12 protein-coding genes are annotated in these 13,395 nt (G+C 59.9%); 1 reads left to right on the forward strand and 11 read right to left on the reverse strand.

What is annotated here, in order from left to right; genetic code table 11:
- Positions 1-181: 181 nt before the first annotated feature.
- The 3 genes from tsaB to ppc form a co-directional block, all read right to left on the reverse strand.
- Entirely contained in the window at positions 182-856 is a 675-nt protein-coding gene (gene tsaB / locus C7534_RS13180) for a tRNA (adenosine(37)-N6)-threonylcarbamoyltransferase complex dimerization subunit type 1 TsaB (RefSeq protein ID WP_046029144.1), read from the reverse strand.
- 86 nt (positions 857-942) lie between these two features.
- On the reverse strand, positions 943-1,590 hold the full coding sequence (gene adk, locus C7534_RS13185) for an adenylate kinase (protein ID WP_046029141.1): 648 nt from the start codon (positions 1,588-1,590) through the stop codon (positions 943-945).
- A gap of 288 nt (positions 1,591-1,878) precedes the next feature.
- On the reverse strand, positions 1,879-4,509 hold the full coding sequence (gene ppc, locus C7534_RS13190) for a phosphoenolpyruvate carboxylase (protein ID WP_109786024.1): 2,631 nt from the start codon (positions 4,507-4,509) through the stop codon (positions 1,879-1,881).
- A 212-nt stretch (positions 4,510-4,721) separates the two neighbouring features.
- On the opposite strand from ppc, the gene C7534_RS13195 reads away from it, so the two are divergent.
- Complete coding sequence (locus C7534_RS13195; protein WP_034150733.1) at positions 4,722-5,066, forward strand: hypothetical protein; 345 nt, start codon at positions 4,722-4,724, stop codon at positions 5,064-5,066.
- A 69-nt stretch (positions 5,067-5,135) separates the two neighbouring features.
- On the opposite strand, the gene C7534_RS13200 is transcribed toward C7534_RS13195, so the two are convergent.
- The 8 genes from C7534_RS13200 to C7534_RS13235 form a co-directional block, all read right to left on the reverse strand.
- On the reverse strand, positions 5,136-5,465 hold the full coding sequence (locus tag C7534_RS13200; RefSeq protein WP_046029133.1) for a hypothetical protein: 330 nt from the start codon (positions 5,463-5,465) through the stop codon (positions 5,136-5,138).
- Positions 5,462-6,376 (reverse strand): alpha/beta hydrolase, encoded by a 915-nt coding sequence (locus C7534_RS13205; RefSeq protein WP_109786025.1) that lies wholly within the window; start codon positions 6,374-6,376, stop codon positions 5,462-5,464. Before C7534_RS13205 ends, C7534_RS13200 begins: the two co-directional genes overlap by 4 nt.
- Before the next feature lie 147 nt (positions 6,377-6,523).
- Positions 6,524-7,801: a flavohemoglobin expression-modulating QEGLA motif protein gene (locus C7534_RS13210; RefSeq protein WP_046029128.1), complete on the reverse strand. Its 1,278-nt coding sequence runs from the start codon at positions 7,799-7,801 to the stop codon at positions 6,524-6,526.
- 36 nt (positions 7,802-7,837) lie between these two features.
- Complete coding sequence (locus tag C7534_RS13215) at positions 7,838-8,392, reverse strand: hypothetical protein (protein ID WP_046029125.1); 555 nt, start codon at positions 8,390-8,392, stop codon at positions 7,838-7,840.
- 161 nt (positions 8,393-8,553) lie between these two features.
- Positions 8,554-9,270: a TetR/AcrR family transcriptional regulator gene (locus tag C7534_RS13220; protein ID WP_046029123.1), complete on the reverse strand. Its 717-nt coding sequence runs from the start codon at positions 9,268-9,270 to the stop codon at positions 8,554-8,556.
- A gap of 99 nt (positions 9,271-9,369) precedes the next feature.
- Positions 9,370-10,872 (reverse strand): lysine--tRNA ligase, encoded by a 1,503-nt coding sequence (gene lysS, locus C7534_RS13225; protein WP_046029121.1) that lies wholly within the window; start codon positions 10,870-10,872, stop codon positions 9,370-9,372.
- Between the two features lie 114 nt (positions 10,873-10,986).
- A protein-coding gene (prfB, locus tag C7534_RS13230) for a peptide chain release factor 2 (RefSeq protein WP_109786026.1) occupies positions 10,987-12,082 on the reverse strand; the annotation gives its coding sequence in 2 pieces (ribosomal slippage) (positions 10,987-12,009 and positions 12,011-12,082; 1,095 coding nt in all).
- A 284-nt stretch (positions 12,083-12,366) separates the two neighbouring features.
- Positions 12,367-13,368 (reverse strand): response regulator, encoded by a 1,002-nt coding sequence (locus C7534_RS13235; RefSeq protein ID WP_046029115.1) that lies wholly within the window; start codon positions 13,366-13,368, stop codon positions 12,367-12,369.
- Positions 13,369-13,395 lie beyond the last annotated feature (27 nt).

Here is a 13,395-nt window from a genome sequence, read left to right on the forward strand (position 1 = left end):
CACAGAAAACGGAAAAGGTTTAAAAGCGGGAGGTATAAATCGACGATTGGCTGCGCTGGGTAGATCGCCATCGCGGGCAAGCCACGCTCCCACAGGATTTGTGTGGTTCACAAAATCTGCGGTTGGCTCAAAACTGTGGGAGCGTGGCTTGCCCGCGATGGCACCCACTCGGTGCCGGAAATCAGCGCGCTTTGGGCGTCGCCACTTTGTCGCGCAGGTAAACCGGCTGAGCCTGATCCGCGACAATCGCCTCGCCGCGCTCCCAGGCAAACCGCGCCAGTGTCAGCAGGTCTTCGGCATGCGGCAGCATGCCCGCGTCCTGCCCGGTCAGGTTCACGGCAATGCGCTCGGCATAACCCCAACCCGTGCCGGCACCGAACCACTCACCGCTGGCATCCGCCGGCAACGCCGCCGCTTCGGGTGGCAACACGGCTTCATTGCCCGCCAGGCGCATTTCCCCGGCCGTTTCGCGATAGCAGCCCCAGTACACTTCATCCATCCGCGCGTCGATTGCCGCGGCGACCTGGCTCACACCGTGTTCGCGATAGGCGCGTTGCGCCAGTACGGCCAGGTTCGACACCGGCAACACCGGGCGATCCAGCGCAAACGCCAGGCCCTGGACCACGCCGATGGCGATTCGCACACCCGTAAAGGCGCCGGGCCCGCGACCAAATGCGATAGCGTCGACGGCTTGCAAGGTGGTCCCGGCGTCGGCGAGCAATTGCTGGATCATCGGCAACAGCTTCTGGGCATGCAGGCGCGGAATCACCTCGTAATGGCTCGTGACTTTGCCGTCATGCAGCAAGGCAACGGAGCAAGCTTCGGTCGCGGTGTCCAGGGCCAGCAAGGTGCTCATCGATGTATCCGTAAGAGAATTCAGAAAAAGTTCGCCAGTATAAACAACTACGGCCCGCAAGCGGGCCGTAGAAGATGAAGCGGTTATCAGCTCAGTGCTTCAAGCACCTTGGCCGTGATCGCTTCAACCGAACCGACGCCAGGGATGTGGCTGTACTTCGGCTTGCCATTGGCAGCGGACAGATTCTGGTAGAACGCTACCAGTGGTTTGGTCTGGGAGTGGTAGACCGACAGGCGATGACGCACGGTTTCTTCGGTGTCGTCCTTGCGCTGCACCAGCTCTTCACCGGTGATGTCGTCCTTGCCGGCAATTTTTGGCGGGTTGTAGACGATGTGGTACACGCGGCCGCTGGCTTCGTGAACGCGGCGACCGGCGATGCGCTGGACGATTTCTTCGTCTTCGACGGCGATTTCGACCACGGCATCCAGCTCGACGCCAGCGGTTACCAACGCTTCAGCCTGAGGAATGGTGCGCGGGAAACCGTCGAACAGGAAACCCTTGGCGCAGTCGGCTTGAGCGATACGGTCCTTGACCAGTGCGATGATCAGGTCATCGGAGACCAGACCGCCAGCATCCATGATGCCCTTGGCCTTGAGGCCCAGCTCAGTGCCGGCCTTGACGGCTGCACGCAACATGTCGCCAGTGGAGATTTGCGGAATGCCGAATTTCTCGGTGATGAACTGTGCCTGAGTACCTTTACCGGCCCCGGGAGCTCCCAGCAGAATGACGCGCATCGATGTGCTCCTCAATTTTTTATATGGATATCGTCAGATTCGCCTCGTGGGGCCAATCTCAAAAATAGGGTCGTGGCCGCCCAAACGGCCAAAGGCTGCTCAAGATACACAGCAGTTCCTGCCCACACAAGCCGCCGAAAGTCGGAGAAACCGGCGCCTGTCATGCCCCTTCGATGAAGTGCTCCAAGTCGCAACCCCATCATTAACTGTCGCCTGACCGACCTTTCAACACCTTCACCGACAGGCACTCGACGCCTGCGCCGAGTGCCTCGCCCCACGGCAAAAACCTTAGCCGGTATTTCGCAAACCGGCGGCAATCCCCGCCACAGACACCAGCAGCGCCTGTTCTACAGGGCTGCCCTGCGCCACGTCCTGTTGCCGCGAACGTGCCAGCAACTCCGCCTGCAATAGATGAAGCGGGTCGAGGTAAGTGTTGCGTAACCGGATGAATTCAAGGGTGTCTGGGCTATGTGCCAGCAGCTGCGACTGACCGGTCAACCCCAGCACCACTGCGCAGGCCTGCGACAATAGGTCGCGTAAATGCACACCTAAAGGAAGCAAATCCGGCTCGACCAAGCGTTCATCGTAAGATCGGGCGATATCAGCGTCCGCTTTGGCCAGGACCATTTCCAGCATGTCGATGCGGGTGCGGAAGAACGGCCATTGCTCACGCATCTGCCCTAACAACTCGCCTTCACCGCGCTCCAGCGCCTTGCTCAATGCCGCTTCCCAACCCAACCAGGCCGGTAACATCAGGCGGGTCTGGGTCCAGCCGAAAATCCACGGAATGGCGCGCAGGCTTTCGATCCCGCCGGCGCGGCGTTTGGCCGGGCGGCTGCCCAACGGCAAACGTCCCAGTTCCTGTTCAGGGGTCGACTGGCGGAAATACTCGACGAATTGCGGGTTCTCCCGCACCACGGCGCGGTACGCCTTGACGCCATCGTCGGCCAGTTCGTCCATCAAATGACGCCATGCCGGCTCAGGTGGCGGCGGTGGCAGCAGGGTCGCTTCCAGCACCGCCGCCAGGTACAGATTGAGGTTTTGCTCGGCGATGTCCGGCAGGCCGAATTTGAATCGAATCATTTCCCCTTGCTCGGTGGTGCGGAAACGCCCCGCGACCGACCCCGGTGGCTGCGACAGAATCGCCGCATGCGCCGGACCGCCACCACGCCCCACGGTGCCGCCGCGACCATGGAACAACAACAATTCCACTTGCTGTTCACGGCAGATGTCGACCAGACGCTCCTGCGCCCGGTACTGCGCCCATGCCGCAGCGGTCGTGCCGGCATCCTTGGCCGAGTCGGAGTAACCGATCATCACTTCTTGCGGGCCTTGCAAGCGCGCGCGATAGCCCGGCAGCAGCAACAGTTTTTCGATCACCGGACCAGCGTTATCAAGGTCGGCCAGGGTTTCGAACAACGGCACCACGCGCATCGGCCGCAGCACGCCGGCCTCTTTGAGCAGCAGTTGCACGGCGAGCACGTCGGACGCCGCACCGGCCATGGAAATCACGTACGAACCGAGCGATGCACCGGGGGCGGCGGCCACTTCCCTGCAGGTCGCCAGCACTTCGGCGGTGTCGGCCGACGGTTTGAAGTACGCCGGCAGCAATGGCCGACGATTATTCAGTTCACGCATCAGAAACTCGATGCGCACATCCTCGCTCCAGTCTTCGTAGCGACCCAGGCCCAGGTAATCGGTGATTTCGGTCATGGCCGAGGTGTGCCGCGACGAATCCTGACGCACATCGAGGCGCACCAGAAACAGGCCGAACGTCACCGCCCGGCGCAGGCAATCGAGCAGCGGGCCATCGGCGATCACCCCCATGCCGCACTCATGCAGCGAGTGGTAGCACAGCTCCAGCGGATCCAGCAGTTCGCGGTTGTTTTGCAGTACATCGGGCGGTGCGGGGGTGGCGGTCGTCAACGACGCATGCGCCCAGTTGCGCGTCGCACGCAAGCGTTCACGCAGCTGTTTGAGCACGGCGCGATACGGCTCGGCGCTGTCCCCGGCCTTGGCTTTCAACGCCTCGCTGGCTTGTTGCATCGACAGCTCGGCCGCCAGTTGATCGACATCACGCACATACAAATCGGCCGCCATCCAGCGCGCCAGCAACAACACTTCACGGGTGACGGTCGCGGTCACGTTGGGGTTGCCATCGCGGTCGCCGCCCATCCACGAGGCGAAGCGAATCGGCGCGGCCTGTAGCGGCAAGCGCAGGCCGGTAGCGTCATACAGGGCTTTATCGGCCTTGCGCATGTAATTGGGGATCGCCTGCCACAGCGAATGTTCGATCACTGCGAAGCCCCACTTGGCTTCGTCTACCGGCGTCGGGCGGGTGCGGCGGATTTCTTCGGTATGCCAGGCTTCGGCGATCAGGCGCTGTAGTTTCGCGTGGATCTGTTCGCGTTCGGCCGGGGTCAGGTCGCGGTGATCTTGTGCGGCCAGTTGCGCGGCGATGGCATCGTACTTCTGGATCAGTGTGCGGCGCGCCACTTCGGTGGGGTGCGCGGTCAGCACCAGCTCGATGTCCAGTCGCCCCAATTGCCGGGCCAGGGAATCGGCACTGTGGCCTTCGGCGCGCAAGCGAGCGAGCAGTTCCGGCAGCACGCGCGCCTCGAACGGCGCGGGTTGCGACGCTTCGCGGCGATGAATCAACTGATATTGCTCGGCAATGTTGGCCAGGTTGAGAAACTGGTTGAACGCCCGCGCCACCGGCAGCAATTCGTCTTCGCTCAATTGGTTGAGACTGGCGCTCAGTTCGGCATCCATCGAACCGCGACGGTCGGCCTTGGCGCCCTTGCGGATCTGCTCGATCTTGTCGAGAAAGCCGTCCCCGTACTGTTCACGAATGGTGTTGCCCAGCAGCTCACCCAACAGGTGAACGTCTTCGCGCAAGCGTGCATCAATATCGGTCATCAGCAGTTCTCCAGCAAAAAATCCGGGCGGCCATGAACATCATGCTTTGCCCAAGAGTGCCGCCGTAAAGCCGTTCTTACAAGCAAACGACGAAGGGACTTTAAACTCACGGCGCAGAAGCTAGTCTGAAGAGGAAGCCGCACAACGGCTTTCGCCGGCCACTGCCGGACTCTGAAACGGCCTGCCACGAGCAGGAACGCATTGAGGTCACTATGAAAATTCGCGAGCTTGCCCAGCATTGGGAAGAAAACGCCAAGGGTCGCCTGACCGAGACGGGCTACACGATTCATCTGGACGTGGAGGCCGCCGCACGGCTGGCGGCGATCACCGAGATGTACCCCAAACGCCAACCCGAAGAACTGCTGGGCGAGTTGATCGGCGCCGCTCTGGAAGAGCTCGAAAAAAGCTTTCCGTACGTGAAGGGCTCGACGGTTGTGGCCACCGATGAAGAAGGTGACCCGCTGTACGAAGACGTCGGTCCGACGCCGCGTTTTCTCGCGTTGTCCCGTCGTCATCTGCACGATTTGTCGGCTGGTAACGACAAGCAAAAACACTGATCCAGCCGCGATGAAACGGTGGGAGCGAACGTGCTCCCACACTGGATCTTGGGTGATGACAAATCCCGGTTACTGTTCCAGTTTCTGCGGGGTTTCCTGGCCCATGCAGCGCACGGCTTTTTTCTTGCTGTCGATCAGCACACCGGTCAGGCCTTTTTGCTCGGTGTCGAACAATACCAGCACGCCGTCGACGCATTGCGCGACCTGGGCCGCCGGTTCCAGCGAGACTTTGTAGTCTTCGCCCGGAATGGTTTTAAGCATCGTGAATTCGTTGAGCAGCAACGCATCCTCAGGCTTGGCGAAATGCAGGTAGCCGTACCACCACAGGGCACCGACAGTGCCGAGGATGCTGCAGATACCGGTGATGATCAGCGGGATGGCGTTACGTTCTTCACTCATTGCGGACTCTCTGGTGGTTCATCTTCAGAATGTTTGGGCGCCGGGTAATTGGGGATTTCACCCAGGCGGCGCAGGCCGTTGAAATGCTGCGGATCGTCGAGATAACGCAACATGACGGTTCGCCAGACCGGGTCGGCGAACGTCTGCACATGCCCCCCTCGGGTCAGTTGCAGCACCCGTGGCGGCGGCGCAGCTTGATACAGACGGATGCCGTTGGAAAGGGGCACGATCGGATCGTCGATGCTGTGGTAGAGCAGTTTCGGTACGCCGTTGAGCTGTGGCATCGAGTTGATCGCGCTGTCGCCGTCCGGCACCAGCCACGACAACGGCACCTGGACTGGCCAGGTCAACCATGAGGTACCCAGGGCAAACTGGCCAACACTTCGATAGCTGGCGGGCGCACCGTCAAGGACCAGCGCCTTGAGTTGCTTCTGGCGCTCAGGGTGTTGAACAAGGTAGTGCACGGCCATCGAGCCACCGAGGCTTTGACCGAGCAGGATCAATGGTTTGCCTTTGACCTCGGGTGCCTGATCGAGCCATTTGAACGCCGCGTCTATGTCCAGATAGAGTGCCGGCAGGCTCGGCTTCCCTTCGGATAAACCATAGCCGCGATAGTCGATCAGCAGCACTTGATAGCCTTCCTTGGGCAACCACCAGCTCCCCCCCAGATGCATCGGCAGGTTGCCACCGTTGCCGTGTAAATGCAGGACAGTGCCTTTGACCTCGACACCCTTTTTCGCCGGCAGCCACCAGGCATTCAGCTTGACGCCGTCGGCGGTGACCAGGGTGACATCGCGGTACTCGAGATCAGCTTTTTCCGGGGTGAACAACTGCCCGGGCTCAGGGTAGAACAGCAGCGAACTGCAACCGTTCAAGGTCAGAAGCAGACAAACAATGCCGAGGAATCTCATCCGTTGAAACCTCGCGAGAATAAGGGTTGAAACACTGGGTCTGTAGGAGCCGAGCTTGCTCGCGATAGCGGTATGTCAGGCGATACACAGGTTGAATGTAATTGCGCCATCGCGAGCAAGCTCGGCTCCTACAGGGGATCTCATGGTTCACAGGATGTTGGAGTAATCCGCCTCGATCCGGTCCAGGCTCAGGTGGTTGAGGAAGTTGGAGAAGCACATCCATGCGGACAGCGCGTTCAGGTCGCGGAACTGTTCGGGCAAGTACTTGGGTGGCACCACCAATCCTTCATCGACCAACTGGCGCAAGGTGCGCATGTCTTCCAGCGTGGTCTTGCCGCAAAACAGTAGCGGTATCTGCTCCAGCTTGCCTTTGCGCACCGCCAACTGAATGTAGTTGTAAATCATGATGAAGCCCTTGAGGTAGGACAAGTCTTTGGTAAATGGCAGACCTGTCGGCACCGAGCCACGGAAAACGCGACTGGTGTTGCTGTAGCTCTCGGGCATTTCAAACCCTTGCTCACGGAAAAACTCGAACACCTGCAGGAAGTCCGCGCCCTCCTCCACCATGTGAATGGCGCGGGTGCGGTTGGTCAGTTTGCGCAGGCGACTCGGGTAGGACGCGAAGGTGATGATTTCCATCAGGATCGCCAGGCCTTCCTGCGTCACCGTCGAGGACGGCGGGCCCTTGGCCAGAAAGGTGCAGATCGGCTGGTTCAGACCATTGAGCGTGGTGCCTACGTGCACCAGCCCTTCGTGAACCTCCAGGGCTCGCACGTCGCGGTCGTTGAACATCGCGTCGGAGCGGATCTTGATGTAGTCGGCCCCCGCTGCCGCATCGGCGACGATGCCGTCGGACTCAAACACCCGAATGGTTTCCTCGGCCTCGCCAAACACCTTGTTCAAACGATGCTGCAGCATCGCGACAGCGTCCTTGGCGGTCAACGTCTTCGGTTCATCCTTGAGATCGCCACGGCCATCAATATTGTTCAGGTAATCGGAGAGCATCAGGCCCAGGTCGGACAAGGTCGGGTCGCCCGCGTGAAACGCATCGGACGCGGCGCCATACAGCTCCTGGGAAATCAGCCCGAAATCCTCGGTGCCGCGCGCTTCGAGCATGCGCACCACCATGCGGTATTCCTTGCACATGCGACGCATGATCTGGCCGACCGGATTGAACTGGCCGAGCTGGCGGGTGATGTCGCGCTCGATGTTCTGGAACTCCAGTTTCACCTGGCTGGAATCGAACGCCAGCGGCCGGTTCAGGTAATAGTCACGGTCCACGGCAGGCAATTCCTTGCCCTTGGCCTTGAGAAATTTCTGACGGATAGTGTCGTCCCACTTGACCGCATCAAGGACCCGAATCGGCGTCTGCGCCAGCACAATGCGATCGGACAAAATGCGTATCGTCTGCTGGTAATCGTCCACCCGAAACTCCTGTAGAAAAGCCGTTATGTACTGGGTTTATTTGCGTTTGGCCATGCGCTGATAGCGCACCGCTTCGACGAAGACATCGGAATTGGCCGGATCGTCGAGGTAAGTAAACACCTGATCCATCGAGTTGTTGACCAATACGCCGTCGCCGTCATCGGTCTGGAAGTCTTCGCCACTCAAGACTTTTTGTCCGAGGGCCTGGTTGATCTGCTCGAGGTCGAGGTTGTAGACCACCAGTTCATGTTGTTCAGTGAGCTCGAAACCGGCAATGGTGAAATGCCCGCCGAATTTGGCCGGCACCTTCGCCGACAAGTACCAGCGGCTGCCATGGCGCGAGACGGTGAAGGGATAGGCTTCACGTTCGCCGGGGGTTGCCTTGAAGTAACTGACCGCCTGATAGCGATTGTCGCCGATGCGCGTCAACTCAAGGTTCATCGGTTCGCCCCAGGCGTTGGTGCTGGTCCATTTGCCGAGTAAACCTTTGGGCGCGGGGTCGCTTGCGGGCAGAGGCTCCTTGAAGGTCACCAGACAGCCACTGAGCAGCAACAACGACAAGGCGATCACTACGCCACGCCAGGCTTTCATTCAACACTCCCTATGAACACACGCAGCCCTGAACTGAACACCTGCCCCTGTGGGAGCGAGCTTGCTCGCGATAGCGGTGTGTCAGCCAACAGAGATGTTGAATGTCAGGCCGTCATCGCGAGCAAGCTCGCTCCCACAGGGTTTTGTGGCGTCCTCAGGGATTACACCGACGCGAGTACCAAGTGCATGTAACGATTGAGGATACCGAGCATTTCTTCTTCGCCCACAGGCTCCGCGTCGTTGAGCAAGCCCTGATACTCCATCCGTCCGATAATCGCCGTCAACACTTTGGCATCCTCTTGTGGCTCACGAGAACCCAATACCTCGAAAAGCTGGCACGTGCCCTGAAGGAGGATTTGCTGATGCGAGCGCACCAGTTCCGCCAGGCGCGGGTTCAACAAGGCCTCCTGACGGAACGCCTGTTCCGCCATCAAGTGTTCGCGACGGTTGATCAATTGCCGGTGAACGTAGTCCGCCATCAGTCGAGCGATATCGTCCGCCAGTTGCGCGCGAGCCTGCGGGCTGCCGTCGCCGCTGACCACCATCTCGCGCAGCAGGCCTTCGTTGTTCACCCACAACTTGGCCATGAACGCCGCACTGCGTTCCACGTATTGAGCGAAGGTATCGGTGAGCAAGTCATCGATATCCTTGAAGTAATAGGTCGTCGCCGACAACGGTACGCCGGCCTCGGCCGCCACCGCCCGGTGGCGCACGGCCCGCACGCCATCGCGCACGACAATGCGCATCGCCGCATCGAGAATGTCCTGTCGACGCTGCTCGCTGCCCTGTCGGCTGGCCTTGCGGCCCTGGTACTGAACACTTTCAGCGACCGCAGTGGCGATACCCGCTGCACCTTCTTGAGCCATTGCACGATTCACGACAGGTCTTTCCTCTCAGATGAAAGCAACAAATTGATACGTTTGTGCCAGACAGGCAATAAAAAGCCGCCTGAAAAGGCGGCTTCTTAATTGAAACACTTACGCTTGCGGCCGCATGTGCGGGAACAGGATCACGTCGCGGATCGACGGCGAGTTGGTCAGCAGCATCACCAGACGGTCGATACCGATGCCTTCACCCGCCGTTGGCGGCATGCCGTATTCCAGCGCGCGCACGAAGTCGGCGTCGTAGTGCATGGCTTCGTCATCGCCCGCGTCCTTGTCAGCGACTTGCGCCATGAAACGCTCAGCCTGGTCTTCCGCGTCGTTCAACTCGGAGTAGGCGTTGGCGATTTCACGGCCGCCGATGAACAATTCGAAACGGTCGGTGACGTTCGGGTTGTCATCGTTGCGACGAGCCAGCGGCGACACTTCGAACGGGTACTGGGTGATGAAGTGCGGCTGCTCCAGCTTGTGCTCGACCAGTTCTTCGAAAATCATCACTTGCAGCTTGCCCAGACCTTCGAAGCCCAGCACCTTGGCGCCGGCCTTCTTGGCGATGGCGCGAGCCTTGTCGATGTCGTTCAGGTCGTCAGCGGTCAGCTCAGGGTTGTACTTGAGGATCGAGTCGAACACCGACAGACGCACGAACGGTTCGCCGAAGTGGAACACTTTGTCGCCGTAAGGCACGTCGGTGCTGCCCAGAACCAGCTGCGCCAGCTCACGGAACAGTTCTTCGGTCAGGTCCATGTTGTCTTCGTAGTCGGCGTAAGCCTGGTAGAACTCCAACATGGTGAATTCAGGGTTGTGACGAGTCGAAACGCCTTCGTTACGGAAGTTGCGGTTGATCTCGAACACTTTCTCGAAACCGCCAACAACAAGGCGCTTGAGGTACAGCTCTGGCGCGATACGCAGGAACATGCCCATGTCCAGCGCGTTGTGGTGGGTTTCGAACGGCTTGGCCGCCGCACCGCCAGGAATGGTTTGCAGCATCGGCGTTTCGACTTCCAGGAAGTCACGCTGCATCAGGAAGCTGCGGATGTGCGCGATGACTTGCGAACGAACGCGGAAGGTCTGGCGCACGTCTTCGTTGACGATCAGGTCGACATAACGCTGACGGTAGCGCTGTTCGGTGTCGGTCAGGCCGTGGTGCTTGTCCGGCAGCGGGCGCAGCGACTTGGTCAGCAGGCGCACAGTGGTCATTTCAACGTACAGGTCGCCCTTGCCGGAACGGGCCAGGGTGCCTTCGGCGGCGATGATGTCGCCCATGTCCCAGGTCTTCACGGCGGCCAGGGTTTCTTCGGACAGGGTTTTACGGTTGACGTAAACCTGAATCCGCCCGGTCATGTCCTGAATCACCATGAACGAGCCACGGTTGAGCATGATGCGACCGGCAACCTTGACCGGAATTGCAGCCTCTGCCAGCTCTTCCTTGGTCTTGTCCGCGTATTTCTTCTGCAGATCTTCGCAGTAGTTTTCGCGGCGGAAGTCGTTCGGGAAGGCATTGCCCTTGGCGCGCTCGGCAGCAAGCTTTTCCTTGCGCAGGGCGATCAGGGAGTTTTCTTCCTGTTGCAGGGCTTGCGGGTCGAGTTCTAGGTCGCTCATGTCTTTAAATATTCCATCACAGGTTCGTTGCCCCCAGGCCTGCGGCCTGGGGATCGCCGGCAGGCCGGCTCCTACAAGGATCGAGGTATGTCAGTCGATCCTGTATTGCATGGCTTACAGGCCTTGTTTCAGGCTGGCCACCAGGTATTCGTCGATATCGCCGTCGAGCACCTTGTCGCAGTCGCTGCGTTCGATGTTAGTGCGCAAATCCTTGATTCGCGACGCATCGAGTACATACGAGCGGATCTGGTGACCCCAGCCGATGTCGGACTTGGTGTCTTCCAGGGCCTGGGAGGCGGCATTGCGTTTCTGCACTTCCTGCTCGTACAAGCGCGCCCGCAACATTTTCATCGCGGTGTCTTTGTTGGCGTGCTGGGAGCGTTCGTTCTGGCAGCTGACCACGGTGTTGGACGGTACGTGGGTAATCCGCACGGCCGAGTCGGTGGTGTTTACGTGCTGACCACCGGCACCGGAGGAGCGGTAGGTGTCGATGCGCAGGTCCGACGGGTTGATGTCGATTTCGATGTTGTCATCGATTTCCGGCGACACAAACACCGCCGAGAACGAGGTGTGGCGGCGGTTACCGGAGTCGAACGGGCTCTTGCGCACCAGACGGTGCACGCCAATCTCGGTACGCAACCAGCCAAAGGCGTATTCGCCCTTGATGTGCACGGTAGCGCCCTTGATCCCGGCGACTTCACCGGCGGACAGCTCCATGATGGTCGCGTCGAAACCGCGCTTGTCAGCCCAGCGCAGGTACATGCGCAGCAGGATGTTGGCCCAGTCCTGAGCCTCGGTGCCACCGGAGCCGGCCTGGATATCCAGGTAGGCGTTGTTGGCATCCATTTCACCGCTGAACATGCGACGGAATTCGAGTTTTTCCAGCGACTCGCGCAGGCGCTCGACTTCGGCAGCGACGTCATCGACGGCGGCCTGGTCTTCTTCTTCGGCGGACATCAGCAGCAGGTCTTTGGCGTCGGCCAGGCCTGAGTGCATTTCGTCGAGGGTTTCGACGATCTGCGCCAGCATGGACCGCTCGCGGCCCAGTTCCTGAGCGTACGTCGGGTTGTTCCAGACAGACGGATCTTCAAGCTCGCGATTGACTTCAGTCAGACGCTCATGCTTTTGATCGTAGTCAAAGATACCCCCGAATAGTTTCGGAGCGCTCGGACAGGTCCTTGATACTGTTAAGGATCGGGTTGATTTCCATGGCGGGCAGCACTCGTTGGCGAACTTTTGAAAGCCGGCGAGTATAACGTAATCAGGCTGTCACGGCAGCCCGCCTGGCCGCTTTACCGGCGAATGGTTTTGATTGAAACCATGGAACATCCCTGTAGCAGCGGTCGAGCCCCGCGAGGCCGCGTCCGAGGACGAAGTCCTCGCCAATCCTGCGCACGCGGTTTGCCTGGTAGACCGTGTTGTATGGTTTTACGACGGCTTTGCCGCCGGACGCAGCCTCGCAGGCTCGACAGCTGCTACAGGTCGCGTATTACTTCACTCAATCCCCACCTGATTACGTCCATTGTTCTTCGCCAGGTACAGCCCTTTATCCGCCGCCGAGATTAATTGCCGGCAATCGCTGCCCTGCTGCGGGACCATGGTGGACAGGCCGATGCTGATGGTCAGGCATGAGCCTTCGGTCGGTGAAATGTGCGGAATTTTCAGCGCGGCCACGGTTTGACGCAGTTTCTCCGCCACCAGCCGCGCACCGCCCGGCGTGGTATTGGGCAGCACCAACGCAAACTCTTCGCCACCGTAACGGGCTGGCAGGTCGGACGGGCGAGCGCTGGCCTCGCGAATCGCCGTCGCCACCTTGCGCAAGGCTTCGTCGCCCTCCAGATGGCCGAAGCTGTCGTTGTAGGACTTGAAGTAATCCACATCGATCATCAGCAACGACAATTGGCTCTGGTCACGCAGCGAACGGCGCCACTCCAGTTCCAGGTACTCATCGAAATGCCGGCGGTTCGACAGCCCGGTCAGGCCATCGGAGTTCATCAGGCGTTGCAGCACCAGGTTGGTGTCGAGCAGTTGCTGCTGGCTGACCCGCAACGCCCGGTACGCCGCATCGCGCTGCAACAGCGTCATGTAGGAGCGCGAGTGATAGCGAATGCGCGCCACCAACTCGATGTTGTCCGGCAGCTTCACCAGATAATCGTTGGCCCCGGCCGCAAACGCCGCGCTCTTGATCAGCGGGTCTTCCTTGGTCGACAGGACAATGATCGGAATGTCCTTGGTCGCCGGATGATTGCGGTACTCGCGCACCAGGCTCAGGCCGTCCAGACCGGGCATCACCAGATCCTGAAGGATCACCGTCGGCTTGATGCGGATCGCTTGGGCAATGGCTTGGTGCGGGTCGGCGCAGAAGTGGAAGTCGATATTGTCTTCGTTCGACAACCCGCGACGCACCGCTTCGCCGATCATCGCCTGATCGTCTACCAACAACACCATGGCGGCGTTTTCGTCGGTCTTGTAGTCGTCGAGCTGTAATTCATTCATGTGCGGTCACCTGAATACTGCCTTTGC

It is taken from the genome of Pseudomonas sp. OV226 (genome assembly GCF_003148705.1).
Taxonomy (GTDB): Bacteria; Pseudomonadota; Gammaproteobacteria; order Pseudomonadales; family Pseudomonadaceae; genus Aquipseudomonas.